The organism is Pseudomonas sp. R4-34-07 (assembly GCF_003852375.1).
In the GTDB taxonomy this organism is placed as follows: domain Bacteria; phylum Pseudomonadota; class Gammaproteobacteria; order Pseudomonadales; family Pseudomonadaceae; genus Aquipseudomonas.
The window spans coordinates 5,383,316-5,406,402 of record NZ_CP027760.1; the positions used below are offsets into that span (position 1 = coordinate 5,383,316).

Below are 23,087 nucleotides of genomic sequence, written 5' to 3' on the forward strand. Positions count from 1 at the left end.
ATGGCATAGTGCCTCTGCGGGACTAGTTAAACACAACTCGTCCGGCATGTATCACATTGCCATCACTGTAACGGCACGGGTTGATAATCCCTTAGCTTCGGAGCGCATTTTTATAGGCGACAGTGACCAAATGTGGGAGGGGGCTTGCTCCCTCCCACAGGGGATCGCATTACACTCTCAGGCCTGCGGCGTTACAACCAGCGAAAAAAAACCGCCACCCCTAAGGGCGGCGGTTTCGGAAGATCCGGTACAGCTTAGTAAGCCAGGCCGAAGTCTTCTTCTTTCATGTCCATCAGGTTGCTCGCGCCCGACAGCATGGTTGCCACGTGGGTGCGGGTGCGCGGCAGGATGCGCTGGAAGTAGAAGCGCGCGGTCTGCAGCTTGGCGGTGTAGAACGCCTCTTCGGTGGTGCCGGCGGCCAGTTTTTCAGCGGCCAGGCGGGCCATGTCGGCCCAGAAGTAAGCCAGGCACGCGTAACCGGAGTACATCAGGTAGTCCACCGAGGCGGCACCGACTTCTTCACGGTCTTTCATCGCGGCCATGCCGACCTTCATGGTCAACTCGCCCCACTCTTTGTTCAGCGCCGCCAGCGGAGTCACGAACTCCTGGACCGCGTCATTGCCTTCGTTGGCTTGGCAGAACTTGTGGACGATCTTGGTGAAGCCCTTCAGCGCTTCGCCCTGGGTCATCAGCACTTTACGACCGAGCAGGTCCAGCGCCTGAATGCCGGTGGTGCCTTCGTACAGCATCGAAATACGGCTGTCGCGAACATTCTGCTCCATGCCCCACTCAGCGATGAACCCGTGGCCGCCGTAGATCTGCACGCCGTGGTTGGCGGACTCGAAACCGACTTCGGTCATGAACGCCTTGGCGATCGGGGTCATGAAGGCCAGCAGGCCATCGGCCTGTTTCTTGGCGTCGTCATCGGTGCCGTACTTGACGATGTCCACTTGCTTGGCGGTGAAGTACACCATCGCACGGTTGCCTTCGGCGAAGGCTTTCATGGTCAGCAGCATGCGGCGCACGTCGGGGTGCACGATGATCGGGTCGGCGGCTTTTTCCGGCGCTTTCGGACCGGTCAGGGAGCGCATCTGCAAGCGATCACGCGCATATTTGAGGCCGCCCTGAAAGCCGATTTCGGCGTGGGCCAGGCCTTGCAGCGCAGTCCCCAGACGCGCGGTGTTCATAAAGGTGAACATGCAGTTCAGGCCTTTGTTCGCCGGGCCGATCAGGTAACCGGTAGCCGCGTCGAAGTTCATCACGCAGGTGGCGTTGCCGTGGATCCCCATCTTGTGCTCCAGGGAGCCACAGGTCACCGCGTTGCGCTCGCCCACCGAACCATCGGCGTTGGGCAGGAACTTGGGCACGATGAACAACGAGATACCTTTGGTGCCAGCCGGTGCATCCGGCAGGCGCGCCAGGACGATGTGGACGATGTTGTCGGCCATGTCGTGTTCACCGGCCGAGATGAAGATCTTGGTGCCGGAGACTTTGTAGGAACCGTCAGCCTGGGGTTCGGCCTTGGTGCGCAGCATGCCCAGGTCGGTGCCGCAGTGCGGCTCGGTCAGGCACATGGTGCCGGTCCACTCGCCCGAGACCAGTTTGGTCAGGTAGGCGTCTTGCTGCTCGGGCGTGCCGTGCTCGGAAATGGTGTTCATCGCGCCATGGGACAGGCCTGGGTACATGCCCCACGACCAGTTGGCTTCGCCGACCATTTCACTCACCGCCAGGCCCAGGGACTCCGGCAGGCCTTGGCCGCCGTGCGCCACGTCGTGAGCCAGGCTTGGCCAGCCGCCTTCTACGAACTGTTTGTAGGCTTCTTTGAAACCTGCTGGGGTTTTAACGCCTGACTCGCTCCAGGTGCACCCTTCGATGTCACCCACGCGGTTCAACGGTGCCAGCACTTGCTCACAGAACTTGGCGCCTTCTTCCAGAATGGCGTCGACCATGTCCGGGGTAGCGTCCTGGCAAGCCGGCAGGCTCTGATAGTGCGCTTCATAGCCGAGCAGTTCGTCACGCACGAAGCGAATATCACGCAAGGGGGCCTTGTAGTCAGGCATAGCGATAAACCTCTGCTGATGTATCTGGGATGAACAACCGCGTGGATGTGTGATGGCGGTCAAACAGGTGTTTGAAACATACGTTTACGACCTGGGGTTGTCAAGCGTCGGCCCGATGCCGTTTGTCTTGATGCGGGTCAATGGCGCGCACGGCGAAGCCTGTGGCGTGATGCCACAGCTCAAGAAGTATAGGATTTCGGCGGAAGGGCACGGAACACATATGGGAGGGGGCTTGCTCCCGATATAGGTAATCCGTTCTTTCCTTATCCATACTGAACCACTGAAATATCAGTAATCGACGAGGAAGGAACATGCACCTACGGGCTACGAATCTGCTCCCGTATCACTCGATGATCATGCCATCACATTCGAGCCCATAGGTGCGCTTGCGGCCATAACGAACACTCAGGGGATGCTCCCATAGCTCTCTATATCGCCTTCGCTGGACGCAAGCTTGCATGTCCCCAAGTGCAACTTTAGCGCGAGTGGAGGTCTGTGGTGAAAACACTCTTGCATGAAAAATTCAGTGCTTATATCTCGATGGACTGGGCCGATAACAAGCACGATGTGAGGTTGCAGGCCGCTGACGGCGGCCAGTGTGAACTCAGTGTCATCGATCACACTCCAGAAGCGATCGAACGCTGGGTGCTTGATCTACACAAACGTTTTCCGGGTTTTATCGCGGTGGCGGTAGAGTTAAGTAAAGGGCCGATAATTGCTGCTCTGTTGAAATATGATTTCGTGCGTATCTTCCCCATCAACCCGGCCACCGTCGCTCAATACCGCAAAACGTTCGTACGCAGTGGCGCGAAGGACGATCCAACCGATGCGCGATGGATTCTTGAGTTGCTGCTCAAGCATCCGGAGAAATTTCCTCAGCTTGAACAGCAGAGCCCCGCCATGTGCTCGCTGGCAAGTTTGACCGAACATCGCCGTAAGCTGGTTGAGGAACGGGTCAAAGTCAGTAATCGCCTGGTCAGTTCCCTCAAAGAATATTATCCGCTGGCTCTTGAACTGTTCCAAGACCATGGGACAGCGGTGTTTTGTGATTTCCTGATGCGCTGGCCAACCTTTGAAAAGATCAAACGCGTGCAGCCTGAAAGGCTTCAGAAATTTTTCAACGAACATAACCTCCGTAAACCGCAGCGTAATCAAGCGCGTATAGAGCAGATATCCAGGGCCATACCTTTGACGCAAGACCGGGGCATTATCGAGCCGATGTCGTTGTACGCCGCCGTTCTGGCAGAGCAATTGAAGGCGATATTGAAAGCAATCAAACGCTTCGATACACAGATTGAAAGCGTTGCAGCAACGCTGGCTGACTACTCCATTTTCCGAAGCCTGCCAGGGGCTGGACCGCAGCTGGCACCACGCTTGATGAGCGCTTTGGGTGAACGACGTGATCGCTTTGAAAACGCCAGCGCCGTTCAGAAATACGCCGGTGTAGCGCCCGTAATGGAGCGCAGCGGCAAAACGAAGATTGTTCACTGGCGTTATCAGTGCTCAACGATTATCCGCCAAACGTTTGTTGAATGGGCAGCGCAAAGCATAAACAAATCAGTTTGGGCCAAGGCTTATTACGATAAGCAGCGGGCTAAAGGGTGCTCATATCAAGCGGCGCTCAGAGCGTTGGCGTTCAAATGGATCAGGATTGTGTACAGGTGCTGGAAAACCAGCACCCCATACGATGAAGCCGCTCATATACAGAACTTGAAACGGCGCGGCTCCTCTCTAGCTGGTGCGTTTGACCAGGCTAAAGCGGTTTGACGGACGGACTCAGGGCGTGGTGGCAGTGCATCAGTCAAATGGCTATCGACTGACAGACCGCTATCTGGAGCAAGCCCCCTCCCACATTTTGAATTGCATAAGGCAGAAAGATCAGGCGTAGGTATCGATCAACGTACCGAGCATTTCGTCCGAAGCCTTGGCGACTTTCGCCCCCAGCTCCACTTGAAACTTGCCCTGGGCCATTTCGACCATATTGCTCGCCGAATTGGATGCCTGGGCGCGGTCGTTGGCTTGCAGACGGTCGCTTTGCGCGGCCGATGGCTGGGTGGTCGCGGCGCTGGCAATGTTGCCGGCGGCCTGGTCGACACGGCTCTGCCCGGCCTGAATGGTGCTCAGGCCCGAATAAAACGCGCTGCTTCCAGAGATTTCCATGGCGCAAGCCTGCCTTTAGAGAATCGTGATAGCCAATTGAACCAGACATCCTGGCAAAAGGCCCGCTAAAAACACTAATGGCATATTGCCTTAGCGATAGCCAAAATCAGTCAAGCAGGTCCATTTCCAGGTAGGCGGCCACCGCGGCTGCCCCGGCGTGCTTGAGTTTGGGCACTCGCCCCAGGCAAGGCGCCGGCAAACGCTCGGCCAAGGTGGCGAGGTTCTCTTCCAGACGAGAGGTCTTCGGATCGATGATATTGGCCACCCAACCGGCCAGCGACAGACCGTCTCGTGCGATCGCTTCGGCCGTGAGCAACGCGTGGCTGATACACCCCAGCCGCACCCCCACCACCAGAATCACCGGCAGCTTGAGTGCAATGGCCAGGTCCGACAGATTGGCTTGGTCGGCCAGGGGCACACGCCAACCGCCCGCGCCTTCGATCAACGTGAAGTCCGCTTGGTGCGCCAGGATCCGTTGCATCGGCTTGAGCAGCGACTGCACCGTGAGCGCGACACCTGCCTCACGGGCGGCCAGATGCGGTGCAATCGCCGGTTCGAACGCTACCGGGTTGACCTCGGCATACGTCAAGGGCAACGAACATTCGGCGAGCAGCGCCAGGGCATCGGCATTGCGCAACCCCTTGGGCGTTACCTGGCAGCCCGAGGCCACGGGCTTTCCCGCCGCCGTGCTTTTGCCGGCTTGGCGCGCGGCATGCAGCAGGCCGGCGGCGATGGTGGTCTTGCCCACATCGGTGTCGGTACCGGTGATGAAATAAGCAGCGCTCATAGCGGTTTCTCCAGTACGGCATACACCACTTGGTAGGTGGCGGGCAGGCCCTGGGCCTGACGGAACTGCTCGTAAGCCTGCATCAACGCCGCGATCCGCGCGCGGCCGGTCAAGCCTCCCGGGCGCCCTGGGTTAAGGTTATGCGCGCCCAAGGCTTTCAATTCGTGGGTCAGGCTGCGCACGTCCGGGTAATGCAGTACGTGGGCACGTTGCTCCAGGCTCGCCACCCGAAACCCACTGGCGGCGCACAGCCGTTGATACGCCTCGAAGGTGCGGAAGCGGTTGACGTGAACCAGGCCATCCGCCGCACGCCAGCTTTCGCGCAGCTCATCCAGCGTGCCCACGCACAGGCTGGCAAAGGCCAGCATGCCGCCCGGTTGCAGCACGCGAAACGCTTCACTGAGGACCGCATCGAAGTTCGCACACCATTGCACCGCCAGGCTGGAAAAGATCAGTTCGAAGCTGTCAGCCTTCAGCGGCAGGCGTTCCGCATCCCCCGCAACGAAGTGCTGCGCGCCGCCCAAAGGCCGCGCATGGTTGAGCATGCCCTCGGCAATATCCAGCGCCGTGCCGTGACTGGCCGGCAGGCGCTCAGCCAGTGCACGGCTGAAATAGCCCGTGCCGCATCCCAGGTCGAGCCAGCGCTGTGGCGCAAGGCCCATCGGCAGCCGAGCGAGCAGTGCGTGCCCGACTGACCGCTGCAACTCGGCCACGCTGTCGTAACTGGCGGCGGCCCGGGAGAACGAAGCGGCCACCTGGCGCTTGTCCGGCAAGGCGCCCGGCAGAGGAGGATGGGATAGATCAGTCATCAGCATACTCATGCAAAAAAGCCTGGATGGCCCCCGCCACACCGTGAGGGTCTTCCAGAAGAAAGGCGTGACCGGCCTGTTCAATCAGGCCGATTTCCACATCGGGCAGCAGCGCCAGCAGGTCACTGGCGGCTTCGGCGGGCACCAGCCCGTCCTGACCGGCAAACAGGTGCAGCTGTGGCCCGCGAAAGGCCTGCAAGGCGGCGCGGGTGTCCAGTTGGGCGAGCAACTCCAGGCCGGGCATCAACACGCTGGGCGCCGTGTTCGGCGCCCCGCTGACCAGCAGCCGCGACAGCCCGCGTGGGTCGGCGGCGCCCTTGGCGCACAACAGGCCAAAGCGCTTGAGGGTGACCTGGGAATCCGCGTGGCAGCCGGCGAGGAACGCGTCGAATGTTTCGGCGGGCATGGCATGGGGCCAATCAGCGTGGGCGACAAAACACGGATTGCTCGCCAGGGTGAGCAAACCGCAGCAACGCTCGCCGCGTCGCGCCGCCAGCTCTGCAGCGAGCATGCCGCCGAGGGACCAGCCGCCGAGCCAGACATTGTCCGGCAGCGTGGCATCCAGTTCGTCGAGCCATTCGGCCAGTTCGCTGCCATCCAGTGCCGGCAAGGGCTCGACCTGCACCTGCAGGTGTTCATTCAAACCGTGCAACGCCGCAGCCAGCGGCTCCAGCGGCGACACCCCAAGGCCCCAGCCGGGCAGCAATACCAGTCGATCACGCATGCTCAGGCTCCATAGCGTTTAACAACCGGAAACACGCCTCCAGCGCGTTTAACAATAGCTGCACCTGCGCCGCGCTGTGGGCCGCCGTCAACGTCACGCGCAAACGGGCGCTGCCGGCGGGTACCGTGGGCGGACGGATCGCGGTCACCATCAATCCGCGCTCGCGCAGCATCTGCGACAGGCGCAGGGCACGCGCGCTGTCGCCAATCAGGATCGGCTGGATCGGCGTAAAGCTGTCCATCAGCGCCAGGCCGATCTGTTCGGCACCCTGGCGAAACTGGCGGATCAACGCGTTGAGATGCTCGCGGCGCCAATGCTCGCTGCGCAGCAGCTCGAGGCTTTTCAGGGTGGCGCAGGCCAAAGCCGGTGGCTGGCTGGTGGTGTAGATGTAGGGGCGGGCGAATTGGATCAGGCTTTCGATCAGTTCTTCACTGCCCGCCACAAAGGCCCCGGCGGTGCCGAATGCTTTGCCCAGGGTACCGACCAGTACCGGCACGTCGTCCTGGCTCAAGCCGAAATGCTCGACGATCCCCGCGCCATTGGCCCCCAGCGGGCCAAAGCCATGGGCGTCATCTACCATCAACCAGGCACCTTTGGCCTTGGCTTCACGGGCCAGCGCCGGCAGATCGGCCAGGTCGCCATCCATGCTGAATACGCCATCGGTCACTACCAGAGTGTTACCGCAGGCTTTCTCCAGGCGCTTGGCCAGGCTGGCGGCGTCGTTATGCAGGTAGCGGTTGAAACGGGCCCCTGACAACAAGCCGGCATCCAGCAACGACGCATGGTTGAGACGGTCTTCCAGCACCGTATCGCCCTGCCCCACCAACGCCGTCACCGCGCCGAGGTTCGCCATGTAGCCGGTGGTAAACAGCAACGCACGCGGGCGCCCAGTCAGGTCGGCCAGTGCTTCTTCCAGCGCATGGTGCGGCGTGGCGTGGCCCACCACCAAGTGCGACGCACCGCCGCCCACGCCCCAACGGGACGCACCGGCGCGCCAGGCCTCGATCACCTGCGGATGGTTGGCCAGGCCCAGGTAGTCGTTATTGCAAAAGGCGAGCAGCGGCTTGCCGTCCACCACCACTTCCGGGCCCTGAGGGCTCTGCAGCAAGGGGCGTTGACGGTAAAGGTGTTCGGCACGGCGGGCAGCGAGGCGCGCGGCGAGATCGAAAGACATGCGGGTTCAACTCGGTCAAAACTGTGGGAGGGGGCTTGCTCCCGATGGGGGTGTGTCAGTCGGTACATAAGTTGACTGACCCTGCGCCATCGGGAGCAAGCCCCCTCCCACATTGGGATTTGGTTTCGGTCAAACAGCGGCGTTGTAGAATTGTTCGCTGCTCTTCTGCTCCACCAACGCCTGCTCAATGGCCGCCTGATGCACTTCATCGGCGTGCTCCTCGCGGGCTTCCGGCAAGATGCCCAGGCGCGAGAACAGTTGCATGTCCTTGTCCGCCTGCGGGTTGGCGGTGGTCAGCAGCTTGTCGCCGTAGAAAATCGAGTTGGCGCCAGCGAAAAACGCCAGGGCCTGCATCTGCTCGTTCATCGCCTCACGCCCAGCCGACAGGCGCACATGGGATTGCGGCATCAGGATGCGCGCCACCGCCAGCATGCGGATGAAGTCGAACGGGTCGATGTCGTCGGCATTTTCCAGCGGCGTACCGGCCACCTTGACCAGCATGTTGATCGGCACCGACTCCGGATGCTCCGGCAGGTTGGCCAGTTGGATCAGCAGGTTGGCACGGTCATCCAGGGACTCGCCCATGCCGAGGATGCCGCCCGAGCAGATCTTCATCCCCGACTCACGCACGTAGGCCAGGGTTTGCAGGCGTTCGCCGTAGGTGCGCGTGGTGATGATCGACCCGTAGAATTCCGGCGAGGTATCCAGGTTGTGGTTGTAGTAATCAAGGCCAGCCTGAGCCAGCGCGGCGGTCTGGTCCTGGTCGAGACGGCCGAGGGTCATGCAGGTTTCCAGGCCCATGGCCTTCACGCCTTTGACCATCTCCAGCACGTAGGGCATGTCTTTAGCCGATGGATGTTTCCATGCGGCGCCCATGCAGAAACGCGTCGAGCCGATGGCCTTGGCGCGGGCGGCCTCTTCGAGGACCTTCTGCACTTCCATCAGTTTTTCTTTTTCCAGGCCGGTGTTGTAGTGACCCGACTGTGGACAATATTTGCAATCTTCCGGGCACGCGCCAGTTTTGATCGACAGCAGGGTGGATACCTGCACGCGGTTGGCGTCGAAATGCGCGCGGTGCACGGTCTGCGCCTGGAACAACAGGTCATTGAACGGCTGCACGAACAGTGCTTTGACTTCGGCCAAAGACCAATCGTGACGCAGGGTGGCAGAGGTGCTGGCGCTCATGGGTGATTCCTTGATTATGCTTAGGCTAACGCTGCGGGCAGGGCAATACCCACAGGTACGACACGGATGCTCGGCATATTTAAGGAAGATTCATGCACTGTCAACCAACCCACAAACACCAGGTTTACATCTGGTTAAAAAGCGTACAAACCTGTTTAATCTGCGATGAACGGGCTGATAGCGTCGATTGTGTATGCAACGCCTGCGAAACCGAGCTGCCATGGCTGATGGAGCAGTGCGAAGTGTGCGCCCTGCCCCTGCCGATGGACGGGTTGGTCTGCGGCCAATGCCAGCAACAACCGCCCGCGTATAAACAGGTGATCGCGCCCTGGACCTACAGTTTTCCGGTGGACAGCCTGATCAGCCGGTTCAAGCATCAGGCACGCTGGCCCTTGGGGCACTTGCTGGGGCGCCTGTTCGGAAGATTCCTGCACCACCGGTTCGAGAATGCCGAACTCAGCCGCCCCGATTGTCTGCTGTCGGTGCCGATGCCACCCAAACGTCTGCGCCAGCGCGGTTATAACCAGGCCGCGATGCTGGCGCGCTGGCTCAGCAGCGACCTGAACATCCCCTACGATGAACACCTGCTGTTACGTCCCCATGAAACCGTTGCGCAACAAGACCTCGACGCCAAGACGCGCAAGCGCAACCTGCGCAATGCCTTCGCCCTCGCACCCGGCGCCTGGGTGCAGGGACGTCACCTGGCGCTGGTCGACGATGTACTGACCACCGGCGCCACCGCCCATAGCCTGGCGCGGTTATTGATGCAGGCCGGTGCGCGCCAGGTCGATGTGTATTGCCTGGCCCGCACGCCAAAACCCGGCACGTGACTTGACTCCCGTGCCGCTGGGCGGCAACGTCCGCTCATTCCAGCCAAGCGTGTCCACATGCCCCTGACCTCCCCGCTCAGCCAGCACATCATCCGCCGCCCCCAGCGCATTGCCCTGCTGGGGCATATCGCCGAGCAGGGTTCCATCACCCGCGCCGCCAAAAGTGCCGGGTTGAGCTACAAAGCCGCCTGGGACGCCATTGATGAGCTGAACAACCTGGCGCAAAAGCCCCTGGTGGAGCGCAGCGTCGGCGGCAAAGGCGGTGGCGGCGCCAGGCTGACCGCCGAAGGTGAGCGCGTGCTGCGCCTCTATCAGCGCCTGCAAGTGCTGCAAGCCGAAGTGCTCGCTACGGACGAAGCAGCCCGCGATTTCAACCTGCTGGGCCGCCTGATGCTGCGCACCAGTGCGCGCAATCAACTGCACGGTCAGGTCAGCACCATTGAGCGCCATGGGCGTAATGATTGGGTCCGCCTGCAATTGGCCGGCGGCCTGCACCTGGATGCACAGATCACCCACGACAGCACGCAACGGCTGGAGCTGGAGGCTGGCGTGGAAGTGGTTGCCCTGATCAAGGCCGGATGGTTGGAATTGCTGGCCATCGGGCAAGCCGCAACACCTGGACACAATTGCATGAGCGGCGTGATCGAGGCGGTTCTCGACGCTGAAGACGGCCCCAGCGAAGTGCGCATCGGCCTGCCCAACGGTCAGGTGCTGTGTGCCCTGGCGCAGCCCGCCGCACTTACTGCGCTCAATGCCGCGCAAGGCCAGCCGATCCAGGTGCAGTTCGCCCCCGGCAATGTACTGCTCGGCACCCCGGTGTAGCGAGCACGCGCCATCAAACTGCAACAATTTCGTCACGCTCGCTCCTTAAGGTATCTGCAAAAACCGTAGGGAGCCTGACATGAACTTATTAGAAGAAAACCAAGCCACCGACCTTGAACAGATGGTCGGCCTCACCCGTCGCCGCTTCATCGGCGCCGGCGCCCTGTGCGGCGCTGCGATGTTCCTGGGCGGCAACCTGCTCAGCCGCAGCGCACTGGCCGTGAACGCCGCCTCTGCCAGCCCGTTGCTGGGATTTTCCAGCATCGGCGCCGCTACCAGCGACACCCTCACCCTGCCGCCCGGCTACAGCGCCTCGGTACTGATCAGTTGGGGCCAGCCCTTGAGCAAGCGCGCCCCAGCCTTCGACCCCAGCGGCAACGGCACCGCCGAGGCCCAGGAACAACAGTTCGGCGACAACAACGACGGCATGAGCCTGTTTCCCTTCCCCGGTGACGACCGCCGCGCACTGATGGCGATCAACAACGAATACACCAACTACCGCTACCTCTACGCCCATGGCGGCGCGCCGCAATCGGCCGAAGACGTGCGCAAGGCGTTGGCCAGCGAAGGCGTTTCGGTGATCGAAATACAGCGCAAGGGCGATACCTGGCAGTTCGTCCAGGATTCACGCTACAACCGGCGCATCCACGGCAACACGCCGATCCGCCTGAGCGGGCCTGCCGCCGGCCACGACTGGTTGAAAACCCGCGCCGACAAAACCGGCAAGAAAGCCCTCGGCACCTTCCAGAACTGCGCCAACGGCAAGACGCCGTGGGGCACTTACCTGACCTGTGAAGAGAACTTCACCGACTGCTTCGGCAGCAGCGACCCACAGCAAACCTTCGACGCCGGGCAAAAACGCTATGGCGTGATCGCCGCCAGCAAAGACATCCACTGGCACACCCACGACCCGCGCTTCGACATGGCCAAGAACCCCAACGAACTCAACCGCCATGGCTGGGTAGTGGAAATCGACCCGTTCGACCCGCAATCCACTCCGGTCAAGCGCACTGCCCTGGGCCGCTTCAAGCACGAAAACGCTGCCCTGGCAGAAACCCGCGATGGCCGCGCCGTGGTGTACATGGGCGATGACGAGCGCGGCGAGTTCATCTACAAGTTCGTCAGCCGCGATCGGATCGACCACAACAACCCGAAAGCCAACAAGGATCTGCTCGATCACGGGACCTTGTACGTGGCGATCTTCGACGCGGGCGATGGCGATGCCGATCACCCCAAGGGCAAAGGCCAATGGGTCGAACTTACCCACGGCAAAAACGGCATCGATGCCAGCAGCGGCTTTGCCAACCAGGCTGAAGTGCTGATTCATGCACGCCTGGCTGCCAGCGTGGTGAAAGCCACACGCATGGACCGCCCGGAATGGATCGTGGTCAGCCCCACCGATGGCCAGGTCTATTGCACCCTCACCAACAACGCCAAGCGCGGCGAAGACGGCCAGCCGGTGGGCGGGCCCAACCCGCGAGAAAAGAACGTGTATGGCCAGATCCTGCGCTGGAAAGCCGACGCCGATAACCACGGTGCCACGGACTTCACCTGGGACCTGTTCGTGGTCGCCGGCAACCCCGGCGTGCACGCGGGCTCGCCGAAGGGCGGCTCGTCCAACATCAACCCGCAAAATATGTTCAACAGCCCGGACGGCCTGGGTTTCGACAAGGCCGGCCGCCTGTGGATCCTCACCGACGGCGACTACAGCAACGCAGGCGACTTCGCCGGCATGGGCAATAACCAGATGCTCTGCGCAGACCCAACTACTGGAGAAATCCGCCGGTTCATGGTCGGGCCGGTGGCGTGTGAAGTGACCGGGATCAGCTTTTCGCCGGATCAGAAAACCCTGTTCGTGGGCATTCAGCATCCGGGTGAAACCGGGGGCTCGACCTGGCCGGAGCACCTGGCGAACGGCAAGCCGCGTTCGTCGGTGGTGGCGATTCGGCGGGATGATGGTGGGGTTGTTGGCGCCTGACAAACCGCTATCGGGGGCAAGCCCCCTCCCACATTTTGACCTGCGGATACATTCCGTGTGGGAGGGGGCTTGCCCCCGATGGCGATAGCACAGCCCCCACCTATCTCAAGCCCGGTGCGTTACCATACCCGGCCGGACGCGGCGCCCTGCTGCGCGCAGGAGTTCGCATGGCCCACCCGTTTGAAACACTCACTCCCGACCTGGTGCTCGACGCCGTCGAAAGCATCGGCTTTCTCAGCGACGCCCGTGTATTGGCGCTCAACAGCTACGAAAACCGCGTGTATCAGGTGGGCATCGAAGACTCCGAACCCCTGATCGCCAAGTTCTACCGGCCCCAACGCTGGACCAACGAAGCGATCCTGGAAGAGCACCGTTTCACCTTCGAGCTGGCTGACTGCGAAGTACCGGTGGTCGCTCCACTGATCCACAACGGCGAAAGCCTGTTCGAGCACCAGGGTTTTCGCTTTACTCTGTTTCCACGCCGTGGCGGCCGGGCGCCGGAGCCGGGCAACCTCGATCAGCTCTATCGCCTCGGGCAATTGCTTGGGCGTTTGCATGCCGTGGGTTCCACCCGCCCGTTCGAACACCGCGAAGCGCTCGGCGTGAAGAACTTTGGTCACGATTCCCTGACCACGTTGCTCGAAGGCAACTTCATTCCCAAGAGCCTGTTGCCGGCCTACGAGTCCGTGGCCCGCGACCTGCTCAAGCGTGTGGAAGAGGTGTACAAGGCCACCCCGCACAAGAACATCCGCATGCACGGCGACTGCCACCCCGGCAACATGATGTGCCGCGACGAGATGTTCCACATCGTCGACCTGGATGACTGCCGCATGGGCCCGGCGGTGCAGGACCTGTGGATGATGCTCGCCGGGGATCGCCAGGAATGCCTGGGCCAACTGTCGGAATTGATGGACGGTTACCAGGAATTCCACGACTTCGACCCACGGGAACTGGCCCTGATCGAACCCTTGCGCGCCCTGCGCCTGATGCACTACAGCGCCTGGCTGGCGCGACGTTGGGAAGACCCGGCATTTCCCCACAGCTTCCCGTGGTTTGGCAGCGAGCGCTATTGGGGCGACCAGGTGCTGGCGTTGCGTGAGCAACTGTCGGCGCTCAATGAAGAACCCCTCAAACTCTTCTGACCGCTGATCGTTCCCACGCTCCGCGTGGGAATGCATCGGGTGACGCTCTGCGTCACACAAAGAGCGGACGCAGAGCGTCCAAATCGGCATTCCCACGCAGAGCGTGGGAAGGATCGGAAAACCCAATTACAATCGCGCTTTGTTAGCTGCCTAAGCAAGGATTCTGCAATGCACGCCGCCAACCCTCGCAAGGGGTACATCCTGGGCCTGAGTGCCTATGTCATCTGGGGTCTGTTCCCGCTCTATTTCAAAGCCATTGCCAGTGTGCCCGCCGCCGAGATCATCGTGCATCGCGTGCTGTGGTCGGCGCTGTTCGGCGGTTTGCTGTTGATGGTGTGGAAACACCCAGGCTGGTTTCGCGAGCTGCGCGACAACCCCAAACGCCTGGCGATCCTCGCCCTCAGTGGCTCGCTGATCGCCGCCAACTGGTTGACCTACGTGTGGTCGGTCAACACCGGGCGCATGCTTGAGGCCAGTCTGGGTTACTACATCAACCCGCTGGTGAATGTGCTGCTCGGCATGCTCCTGCTCGGCGAACGCCTGCGTCGCCTGCAATGGGTGGCGGTGGGTTTGGCGGCGGTCGGTGTGGCGCAACAGGTGTGGCAGGTCGGCAGCTTGCCGTGGGTGTCATTGGTGTTGGCGCTGACGTTTGGCTTCTATGGCCTGATTCGCAAGCAGGCGCCGGTCAAAGCGCTGCCGGGGCTGGTGGTGGAAACCTGGATGCTGGTACCGATTGCCATCGCGTGGTTGCTGTTCAACCCGACGGCGCACAGTGCACAACTGCCGTTCTGGAGCACCTCCGAGGCCTGGTGGCTGGTGGCGGCCGGGCCCGTCACGCTGGTCCCGCTGGTGTGTTTCAACGCCGCCGCACGGCATTTGCCCTACACCGCACTGGGCTTTCTACAGTACGTCGCGCCCACGCTGGTGCTGCTGGAAGCCGTGCTGCTGTTCGGCGAACATCTGGCGCCCAGTACATTGATCGCCTTCGCCTTTATCTGGGCCGGCCTGGTTATCTACAGCCTGGACGCCTGGCTGACCATGCGCAAACGCTGATCAAATAACGTACAACCTCCTGCAAGCCACATTTTTCGTGGCTTGCAGCGATTCACCCCAAGGTTATCCACAACCTGATCCCCGCCATTTGTGCACAAGCCGTTGAAACTGTTCGTTTTTTGCTCAGGTGGCGAAGATCCCCGGGCGGCGTGGCCTGGCGACGGGTCTCTACAGGTTATCCACAGGCCCATGCAAGATTTCCATGCATAACCTTGTGCGTGGTTATTCGTCGGCGCGCAGTTCCACCATCAGATCATCCGCCAGGGTTTCCAGGGAGGCCTGCAACGTCTCCAGGGATAACGTCGAGGGCACCTGCAGCAAGGCCTCGGCATTGAACAGCGGATCGCCGCTCATCGGGGCCGGGCGCACATCGGTGCTCAAGCGTTCCAGGTTGACGCCCTGCTGGCTCAACAGCGCAGTGATCTCACGCACGATGCCCGAGCGGTCATTGCCCACCAGGGTCATCACAATCGGTTTTGAAGCCGAGGCCTGCCCGGAACTGCCCTCACCCACCAGCACGCGAATGCCGTGTGTGGATAAATCCTCCAGCGCCCCCACCAATGCCTGACGACTCTCTGCGGGAACGCTGACACGCAGAATCCCGGCAAACTGCCCGGCCATGTGGGCCATGCGGCTTTCCAGCCAGTTGCCACCGTGGGCGGCGATGTTTTGCGCGATGCGCTCAACCAGGCCGGGTTTGTCGGCGGCGATAATTGTGAGTACAAGATGGTCCATGGCGAAGCCCTCTGGAATTCAATCTACAAGGTGGACCCGCGAGCCCTCGAAAACAAATCGTGTACCATTTTTATATTTATCTGGAACAATCCAATAGTTTTTTGAGAACATCCGGTTCTCCGCTGTGACCGTACGACCAAAGTGAGTCGCTAAACGACGTATTTAGTCTAATTTTCACAACCGCAAGTCATCATGTAGTATGCCCAACCGTGCACTACATAATGAAAATCTGAAAAAGCGCATAAGCTCCGCAGAGTGAGGCAAGCAATGACTGAACACGTTCAAGTCGGTGGCCTGCAGGTCGCCAAAGTCCTGTTCGACTTCGTGAACAACGAAGCCATTCCCGGTACCGGCATCACTGCCGACCAGTTCTGGGCCGGCGCCGACAAGGTCATCCACGACCTGGCCCCGAAGAACAAAGCCCTACTCGCCAAACGCGACGATTTCCAGGCGCGGATCGATACCTGGCACCAGACCCATGCCGGCCAGGCCCACGACCCGGTGGCCTACAAAGCCTTCCTGCAAGACATCGGATACCTGCTGCCAGAAGCCGCAGACTTCCAGGCCTCGACCCAAAACGTCGACGATGAAATCGCGCGCATGGCCGGCCCGCAGCTGGTGGTGCCGGTGATGAACGCCCGCTTCGCCCTCAACGCCTCGAATGCGCGCTGGGGTTCGCTGTATGACGCGCTATATGGCACCGATGCCATCAGCGAAGCCAACGGCGCGGAAAAGGGCAAGGGCTACAACAAAGTGCGCGGCGACAAGGTCATTGCCTTCGCCCGTGCGTTCCTCGACGAAGCCGCGCCGCTCAGTGCAGGCAGCCATGCCGAGTCCACCGGCTACAAGATCGTCGACGGCAAGCTGATCGTCAGCCTCAAGGGTGGCAGCAACAGCGGCCTGCGTGACGACGCGCAGTTGATCGGTTTCCAGGGCCCTGCGGCCGAGCCGATTGCGATTCTGCTCAAGCACAACGGCCTGCACTTCGAGATCCAGATCGACGCCAGCACCCCGGTCGGCCAGACCGACGCGGCCGGCGTCAAAGACGTGCTGATGGAAGCCGCGCTGACCACCATCATGGACTGCGAAGATTCCGTCGCCGCCGTGGATGCCGACGACAAAGTGGTGATCTACCGCAACTGGCTCGGCCTGATGAAGGGCGACCTGGCCGAAGAAGTGGCCAAGGGCGGCAAGACCTTCAACCGCACCATGAACCCTGACCGCGTCTACACCGGCGTGGATGGCAATGACGTGACCCTGCATGGCCGTTCGCTGCTGTTCGTGCGCAACGTTGGCCACTTGATGACCATCGACGCGATCCTCGATAAAGACGGCAACGAAGTGCCGGAAGGCATCCTCGACGGCCTGCTCACCAGCCTGGCGGCGATCCACAGCCTCAACGGCAACAGCACGCGCAAGAACAGCCGCACCGGTTCGGTGTACATCGTCAAACCGAAGATGCACGGCCCCGAAGAAGCGGCGTTCACCAATGAGTTGTTCGGCCGTATCGAAGACGTGCTGAACCTGCCGCGCAATACGCTCAAAGTCGGGATCATGGACGAGGAGCGGCGTACCACCGTCAACCTCAAGGCCTGCATCAAGGCGGCCAGCGAGCGCGTGGTGTTTATCAATACCGGCTTCCTCGACCGCACCGGCGATGAAATCCACACCTCCATGGAAGCCGGCGCGATGGTGCGCAAGGCCGCCATGAAGGCGGAAAAATGGATCGGCGCCTACGAAAACTGGAACGTCGATATCGGCTTGAGCACGGGCCTGCAAGGGCGTGCGCAAATCGGCAAAGGCATGTGGGCGATGCCCGACCTGATGGCCGCGATGCTCGAACAGAAAATCGCGCACCCACTGGCCGGCGCCAACACCGCGTGGGTGCCATCGCCCACTGCGGCTGCGCTGCATGCGCTGCACTATCACAAGGTTGACGTGTTCGCGCGCCAGGCCGAACTGGCCAAGCGCGAGCGCGCATCCGTGGACGATATCCTGACTATTCCTCTGGCCAGCAACACCGATTGGTCTGACGAAGAGATCCGCAACGAACTGGATAACAATGCCCAGGGCATCCTCGGCTACGTGGTGCGCTGGATCGACCAGGGCGTGGGTTGCTCGAAAGTGCCGGACATCAACGATGTCGGCCTGATGGAAGACCGCGCCACCCTGCGTATCTCAAGCCAGCACATCGCCAACTGGTTGCGCCACGGCATCGTCAACGAAGCCCAAGTGATGGAAAGCCTCAAGCGCATGGCGCCAGTGGTGGACCGTCAGAATGCCGGGGATGCGTTGTACCGCCCGCTGGCGCCGGATTTCGACAGCAACATCGCGTTCCAGGCAGCGGTGGAGCTGGTGATTGAAGGGACCAAGCAACCGAACGGGTATACCGAGCCGGTGTTGCACCGCAGGCGTCGGGAGTTCAAGGCTAAAAACGGCCTGTAAATGAAAAAGCCCTGATCGAAAGATCGGGGCTTTTTTTCGGGTGTTGGGGTGATTGAACTGGCCTCATCGGGAGCAAGCCCCCTCCCACATTTTGAATTGTGAATACTTTCAGAAGGTGGGAGGGGGCTTGCTCCCGATGGGGCCATCACCTTCATCACAAAACTCAGGAAACCATCCCCAACTCCTGCTTCACCAACTTCGCCAACTTCGCGCTATCAATCGGCTTGAGCAAAAAATCCACCACGCTCAAGTGCATGGCATCGATTACATCCGGCGCCTCGGCATCCCCAGACATGATGATGATCGGCAACGCCGCGCGGGTCGACTCGCGCACTTTTCGGATCAATTCCAAACCGTTGCTCGGTGCCATGCGCAGGTCGGTGATCAGCAAACCGATGGAGCTGGTGGAATTCAACAATTCCCATGCTTCCTCACCACCGTCAGCCGTCATGCAGCGAATGCCGTTCAGCCCGAGGATTTCCGCCAGCAATTCACGCGCATCCTTGTCGTCGTCCACGATCAATACACGTTGGGGCGGTAAATCGGGCTCCAGCATCACGGCGCTCAGCGCCTCGCGCTCGGCATCACTCAAAATATCGTGGTCGGACATACAGTTCTCAGCAGTTTTCATCAATCTCGCAGCACACTCGTCAGACATCTGCGGGAGGGCGAACAATGTGCACTTCGTCGGAAAGTTTGCCTAGTGGGTGTTCTACGGGTTTTGGACGATAGTCATGTAAGGTTTTTCCTTAGTTTTGCGTGGGTTTCACCAACCTAGACTTACGTCCAATGGGCACCCGCCGTGCGGCAGTCGACCATGCAGCACGATAACGACAAAAAAACTGCGGTCACTGTTATGAGTAAAGCTGATGCTTTCACGCAGGCGGGTAAAACCGCCGTGTTGCAGAACATCCATGGCACTTTGCAATTCCTGCAACGCTTCCCTCCATTCAATCAGATGGAGCAGGCGCACCTGGCGTTTCTGGTGGAACAGTGCCAACTGCGCTTCTATGGCCCCGGCGACAGCATCCTCAAACCGTCGGGCGGGCCGGTCGAGCATTTTTATATCGTCAAGCAGGGCCGCGTGGTCGGCGAGCGCCCGGACTCGGCAGATACCACGTTCGAAATCACCACCGGCGAGTGCTTCCCCCTCGCCGCTTTGCTCGGCGAACGCGCCACCCGCACCGAGCACAAAGCCGCCGAGGACACCTTCTGCCTGCAGCTGAACAAGATGGCGTTCATCAAGCTGTTCGCCCTGTCCAGCCCGTTTCGGGATTTCGCCTTGCGCGGTGTCAGCAGCCTGCTCGACCAGGTCAACCAGCAGGTGCAGCAAAAAGCCGTGGAAACCCTCGGCACTCAATACTCCTTGAACACGCGCCTGGGTGAACTGGCCATGCGCCATCCCGTCACCTGCAGCCCGGACACCGCGCTGCGCGAAGCGGTGAGGCTGATGCACGAGCAGCAGGTCGGCAGCATTGTGATTGTCGATGAGCACAAGGCGCCGCTGGGCATCTTCACCTTGCGTGACCTGCGTCAAGTGGTGGCCGACGGTACCGGTGATTTCAGTCAAGGCATTGCCGGCCATATGACTCAGGCGCCGTTTTTCTTGTCCCCGGACCACAGCGCGTTCGATGCGGCGATCGCCATGACCGAGCGGCATATCGCCCATGTATGCCTGGTGCAGGACCGGCGCCTGTGTGGCGTGGTATCGGAGCGCGATCTGTTTTCCCTGCAGCGCGTCGACCTGGTGCACCTGGCGCGGACCATCCGCAACGCGTCCCGGGTGGAACAGCTGGTGGCGATCCGCGGCGAAATCGGCCAACTGGTCGAGCGCATGCTGGCCCACGGCGCTTCGTCGACCCAGATCACTCACATCATTACCTTGCTGAACGATCACACCGTGTGCCGGGTCATCGAGCTGACCCTGGCGGAAAGAGGCGACCCCGGCGTGCCCTTCAGTTGGCTGTGTTTTGGCAGCGAAGGCCGCCGCGAACAGACGCTGTACACCGACCAGGACAACGGCATCCTGTTCGAGGCCAAAGACGCCGTGGAGGCCGCCGACATTCGCGAGCGCCTGCTGCCCCTGGCGCAGCAGATCAACCAGAGCCTGGCGCTGTGCGGCTTCAGCCTGTGCAAGGGCAATATCATGGCCGGCAACCCGGAGCTGTGCCTGTCGCGGGCCGAGTGGGCGCGGCGGTTTGGCGCCTTCATCCGCGAGGCGACGCCGGAGAATCTGCTGGGGTCGAGCATCTATTTCGACTTGCGGGTGGTGTGGGGCGACGAGCAGGGCTGCGAGCAACTGCGCCAGGGCATTCTGGATCAGGTGGCGGACAATCGACTGTTCCAGCGCATGCTGGCCGAGAATGCCTTACGCCAACGCCCACCCGTCGGGCGCTTTCGCGAGTTCGTGCTGACGCGCAAAAGCGGTGAAAAGGCCACCCTTGATCTCAAGGTGCAGGGCCTCACGCCGTTTGTGGACGGTGCGCGCCTGCTGGCCCTGGCGCACGGTGTGCATGCCAACAACACCCTGGAGCGGCTGCGCCAGTTGGTCGCCAAGGGCGTGATCGAGCCGCTGGACGGCGCCGCGTATGAAGAGGCCTATCACTTCATCCAACAAACCCGCATGCAGCAGCACCAGGTGCAGACGCGGGAAAACCAGCCGTATTCCAACCGCGTCGATCCGGACAGCCTCAACCATCTGGACCGCCGCATCCTGCGCGAATCCCTGCGTCAGGCCCAGCGCCTGCAAAGCAGCCTGACCTTGCGCTATCAACTGTGAGCCTGTTCAGTTGGCTGCGCGCGAAAAAACCCAGGCTCGACGCGGCGCAGCAGCAGCGCCTGGCCGAGTTGCGCGGGCCCTCGGCGCTGGGCCATGGCACATTGCGCAGCCAGCGCTGGGTGGTGGTCGACCTGGAAACCAGCGGCCTGAACCTCAACCGTGACCAGGTGCTGTCCATCGGCGCCGTGGTGATCGAGGACGGTGCGGTGGATTTCTCGCAGATGTTCGAACGCACCCTGCAACGCACCGCCACCAAACTCAGCCCCAGCGTGTTGATCCACGGCCTCGGCCCCAGCGCCATCGCGGCCGGCAGCGACCCGGTGGACGCGCTGCTGGACTTCATGGCGTTCGTGGGCGACAGCCCGCTGCTGGCCTTCCATGCGCCGTTCGATCAACACATGCTGGGCCGGGCGCTGATGGACAGCCTGAGTTATCGCCTGACCCACCCGTTTCTCGATGTGGCCGATATCGCCCCGCTGTTATGCCCTGAAGCGAACATCCGCGAGGCGGGGCTGGATGACTGGATCGGCCATTTCAAATTGCAGGTGGGCGAGCGCCATCACGCCAGCGCCGACGCATTGGCGACGGCGGAGCTGATGCTGATTCTGTTCAGCCGTGCGCGCCAGCAACACATCGACACGCCCCAGGCGCTGCAAGAGCGCTTGTCCCAGTGGAAGCGGCGTAAACAAGCTCCGTCTTTCTAGTGGACGCGGAGCGTCCGGGGCGGCATTCCCACGCCGTCGTTCCAGGGGACGCGGAGCGTCCGGGGCGGCATTCCCACGCAGAGCGTGGGAACGATCTCCCGACAGACGCCAATTGCGCCCATCCCACGCCTCTGACACAATCGCGAATAATTCTCGTTAGTTTAAACTTTTATTCGGTGATGCCTTGTCGTCGGTCCAGCCCCCACACAGTGAGCTTGTTGGCGCGTTGTATCGCGACCATCGTGGCTGGCTGCTGGCCTGGCTGCGGCGCAACGTAGCCTGCCCGAGCCGCGCCGAAGACCTCAGCCAGGACACCTTCATGCGCCTGCTGGGCCGAGACGGGCTGCGCGCACCCCGCGAGCCACGCGCCTTTCTGGTCGCGATTGCCAAGGGCTTGCTGTTCGACTACTTCCGCCGCGCTGCCCTGGAACAGGCCTACCTCACCGAACTGATGCTGATCCCGGAAAGCGAACACCCTTCGCCCGAAGAACAGCACCTGATCCTCGAAGACCTCAAAGCCATCGACCGCCTGCTCGGCACACTGTCGAGCAAAGCCCGCGCCGCGTTCCTCTATAACCGCCTCGACGGCATGGCCCATGCAGAAATCGCCCAGCGCCTGGGTGTGTCGGTGCCGCGTGTGCGCCAGTACCTGGCCCAGGGCATTCGCCAGTGCTACATCGCGCTGTATGGCGAGCCGACGTGACGCTGATCAGCTCCAAGCCAGTATCGGCCCGCGTGCTGGACGCCGCGATCGCCTGGCAACTGTCCCTCGGCGCAGGCGACGGCAGCGAGGTGGAACAGGAAGAATTCGCCAAATGGCTGGCCAGCGATGAAGAACACGCCCGCGCCTGGCGCCAGCTGGGCATGCTCGACCAGCGTTTCAGCGTAGCCTGCGGGCCCGCGCGGGCCGCGTTGTTGCAGTCGCGCGAAAGCGTTCGCCAGCGCATGCGCAAGCTAGGCCGTGGCCTGGCGAGTATTGCGCTGGTAGTGGGGCTGGCGTTGTTTGCCGGTGAGCGGTATGTGCCGATCCACTATTGGCTGGCCGATCAACGCACCGCCACCGGCGAACAGCGCACGCTCACGCTGGCGGACGGCAGCCGGATCACGCTCAATACCCATAGCGCAATTGATGTGCGTTTCGACGATAAACGCCGTTTGATTGTGTTGCAGGAAGGCGAAATTTTCGTCGAAACCGGCCACAACGATGCGCGTCCGTTCTCTGTCCAGACCCGCGACGGCAACCTGCGGGCGTTGGGGACGCGGTTCATCGTCAGGCGCGAAGATCACGCCACGCGCCTGAGCGTGCTGCAATCGGCAGTGGCCGCCCAGCCCCAGGCACTGCATCAGGAGCAGGTGTTCAAGCAAGGCCAGCAAGTGCTGATGCGCAGCGATGGCCTGGGCCCTTTGCTTGCCGTGCCCCCGGCCACCGACGCCTGGACCCGCGGCATGCTGGTCGTCGACAACGCCCGCCTGGGCGATGTGGTGGCGGAACTCGGCCGGTATCGCACCGGCCACCTGGGCGTGGATGACAACGTGGCCGACCTGCGCATCACCGGTAGCTTCCCACTGCACGACACCACCCTGGCGCTCAATGCGCTGTTGCCCACACTGCCGGTGCAGATCGAGCAGCACACGCCGTGGTGGGTGACCGTCACGGGTAAGCCTTAGGGTTTGCAGTGCCTGGGCGATCGCTATCGGGA

The 23,087-nt window shown here is 61.6% G+C and carries 20 protein-coding genes; 11 read left to right on the forward strand and 9 right to left on the reverse strand.

Going from position 1 to position 23,087, the window contains the following annotated elements; genetic code table 11:
* Window positions 1-254 precede the first annotated feature (254 nt).
* Window positions 255-2,060, reverse strand: coding sequence for a phenylacyl-CoA dehydrogenase (locus C4J85_RS24845; protein WP_124410929.1), 1,806 nt, complete (start codon window positions 2,058-2,060; stop codon window positions 255-257).
* A gap of 540 nt (window positions 2,061-2,600) precedes the next feature.
* On the opposite strand from C4J85_RS24845, the gene C4J85_RS24850 reads away from it, so the two are divergent.
* Window positions 2,601-3,827, forward strand: a complete 1,227-nt coding sequence (locus tag C4J85_RS24850) for an IS110 family transposase (RefSeq protein WP_124411231.1) — start codon at window positions 2,601-2,603, stop codon at window positions 3,825-3,827.
* A 111-nt stretch (window positions 3,828-3,938) separates the two neighbouring features.
* On the opposite strand, the gene C4J85_RS24855 is transcribed toward C4J85_RS24850, so the two are convergent.
* The 6 genes from C4J85_RS24855 to bioB form a co-directional block, all read right to left on the reverse strand.
* Window positions 3,939-4,220 (reverse strand): pyrroloquinoline quinone biosynthesis protein PqqE, encoded by a 282-nt coding sequence (locus tag C4J85_RS24855; RefSeq protein ID WP_124364675.1) that lies wholly within the window; start codon window positions 4,218-4,220, stop codon window positions 3,939-3,941.
* Between the two features lie 106 nt (window positions 4,221-4,326).
* The gene (bioD, locus tag C4J85_RS24860; RefSeq protein ID WP_124364676.1) at window positions 4,327-5,007 is read right to left on the reverse strand and encodes a dethiobiotin synthase; all 681 of its coding nucleotides are present in this window, start codon (window positions 5,005-5,007) and stop codon (window positions 4,327-4,329) included.
* Window positions 5,004-5,816 carry a malonyl-ACP O-methyltransferase BioC gene (bioC, locus tag C4J85_RS24865; protein WP_124410930.1) on the reverse strand — a complete coding sequence of 271 codons (813 nt, stop codon included), beginning with the start codon at window positions 5,814-5,816 and terminating at the stop codon, window positions 5,004-5,006. The genes bioD and bioC overlap by 4 nt, the downstream gene beginning before the upstream one ends.
* A complete protein-coding gene (locus C4J85_RS24870) occupies window positions 5,809-6,540 on the reverse strand; it encodes an alpha/beta fold hydrolase (protein ID WP_124410931.1) in 732 nt (243 codons plus the stop codon). Before C4J85_RS24870 ends, bioC begins: the two co-directional genes overlap by 8 nt.
* Window positions 6,533-7,714: an 8-amino-7-oxononanoate synthase gene (gene bioF, locus C4J85_RS24875; RefSeq protein ID WP_124410932.1), complete on the reverse strand. Its 1,182-nt coding sequence runs from the start codon at window positions 7,712-7,714 to the stop codon at window positions 6,533-6,535. The genes C4J85_RS24870 and bioF overlap by 8 nt, the downstream gene beginning before the upstream one ends.
* A gap of 129 nt (window positions 7,715-7,843) precedes the next feature.
* Window positions 7,844-8,899: a biotin synthase BioB gene (gene bioB / locus C4J85_RS24880; RefSeq protein ID WP_124364680.1), complete on the reverse strand. Its 1,056-nt coding sequence runs from the start codon at window positions 8,897-8,899 to the stop codon at window positions 7,844-7,846.
* A gap of 92 nt (window positions 8,900-8,991) precedes the next feature.
* Here bioB and C4J85_RS24885 point away from each other — a divergent pair, with 92 nt between their 5' ends.
* The 5 genes from C4J85_RS24885 to rarD all read left to right on the forward strand — a co-directional run bounded on the left by C4J85_RS24885 (window position 8,992) and on the right by rarD (window position 14,724).
* Entirely contained in the window at window positions 8,992-9,729 is a 738-nt protein-coding gene (locus C4J85_RS24885) for a ComF family protein (protein ID WP_124410933.1), read from the forward strand.
* 57 nt (window positions 9,730-9,786) lie between these two features.
* Window positions 9,787-10,551 carry a TOBE domain-containing protein gene (locus C4J85_RS24890; protein WP_124410934.1) on the forward strand — a complete coding sequence of 255 codons (765 nt, stop codon included), beginning with the start codon at window positions 9,787-9,789 and terminating at the stop codon, window positions 10,549-10,551.
* Between the two features lie 79 nt (window positions 10,552-10,630).
* Window positions 10,631-12,529, forward strand: coding sequence for a PhoX family phosphatase (locus tag C4J85_RS24895; protein ID WP_124410935.1), 1,899 nt, complete (start codon window positions 10,631-10,633; stop codon window positions 12,527-12,529).
* A 167-nt stretch (window positions 12,530-12,696) separates the two neighbouring features.
* Window positions 12,697-13,671 carry a serine/threonine protein kinase gene (locus tag C4J85_RS24900; RefSeq protein WP_124364684.1) on the forward strand — a complete coding sequence of 325 codons (975 nt, stop codon included), beginning with the start codon at window positions 12,697-12,699 and terminating at the stop codon, window positions 13,669-13,671.
* Window positions 13,672-13,839: 168 nt separating this feature from the next.
* The gene (rarD, locus tag C4J85_RS24905) at window positions 13,840-14,724 is read left to right on the forward strand and encodes an EamA family transporter RarD (RefSeq protein ID WP_124372074.1); all 885 of its coding nucleotides are present in this window, start codon (window positions 13,840-13,842) and stop codon (window positions 14,722-14,724) included.
* Between the two features lie 222 nt (window positions 14,725-14,946).
* On the opposite strand, the gene C4J85_RS24910 is transcribed toward rarD, so the two are convergent.
* A complete protein-coding gene (locus C4J85_RS24910) occupies window positions 14,947-15,459 on the reverse strand; it encodes a glycine cleavage system protein R (protein ID WP_124368593.1) in 513 nt (170 codons plus the stop codon).
* 267 nt (window positions 15,460-15,726) lie between these two features.
* Between C4J85_RS24910 and C4J85_RS24915 the strand changes: the two genes are divergently transcribed.
* Window positions 15,727-17,904, forward strand: a complete 2,178-nt coding sequence (locus C4J85_RS24915) for a malate synthase G (protein WP_124410936.1) — start codon at window positions 15,727-15,729, stop codon at window positions 17,902-17,904.
* Between the two features lie 163 nt (window positions 17,905-18,067).
* On the opposite strand, the gene C4J85_RS24920 is transcribed toward C4J85_RS24915, so the two are convergent.
* Window positions 18,068-18,514, reverse strand: coding sequence for a response regulator (locus C4J85_RS24920; protein WP_124405473.1), 447 nt, complete (start codon window positions 18,512-18,514; stop codon window positions 18,068-18,070).
* 246 nt (window positions 18,515-18,760) lie between these two features.
* On the opposite strand from C4J85_RS24920, the gene C4J85_RS24925 reads away from it, so the two are divergent.
* The 4 genes from C4J85_RS24925 to C4J85_RS24940 all read left to right on the forward strand — a co-directional run bounded on the left by C4J85_RS24925 (window position 18,761) and on the right by C4J85_RS24940 (window position 23,055).
* Window positions 18,761-20,683 (forward strand): putative nucleotidyltransferase substrate binding domain-containing protein, encoded by a 1,923-nt coding sequence (locus C4J85_RS24925; RefSeq protein ID WP_124368596.1) that lies wholly within the window; start codon window positions 18,761-18,763, stop codon window positions 20,681-20,683.
* Window positions 20,680-21,387, forward strand: a complete 708-nt coding sequence (locus C4J85_RS24930; RefSeq protein ID WP_124364690.1) for a PolC-type DNA polymerase III — start codon at window positions 20,680-20,682, stop codon at window positions 21,385-21,387. The genes C4J85_RS24925 and C4J85_RS24930 overlap by 4 nt, the downstream gene beginning before the upstream one ends.
* Before the next feature lie 184 nt (window positions 21,388-21,571).
* Entirely contained in the window at window positions 21,572-22,090 is a 519-nt protein-coding gene (locus tag C4J85_RS24935) for an RNA polymerase sigma factor (protein ID WP_124364692.1), read from the forward strand.
* The gene (locus tag C4J85_RS24940; RefSeq protein ID WP_124410937.1) at window positions 22,087-23,055 is read left to right on the forward strand and encodes a FecR family protein; all 969 of its coding nucleotides are present in this window, start codon (window positions 22,087-22,089) and stop codon (window positions 23,053-23,055) included. The genes C4J85_RS24935 and C4J85_RS24940 overlap by 4 nt, the downstream gene beginning before the upstream one ends.
* Window positions 23,056-23,087 lie beyond the last annotated feature (32 nt).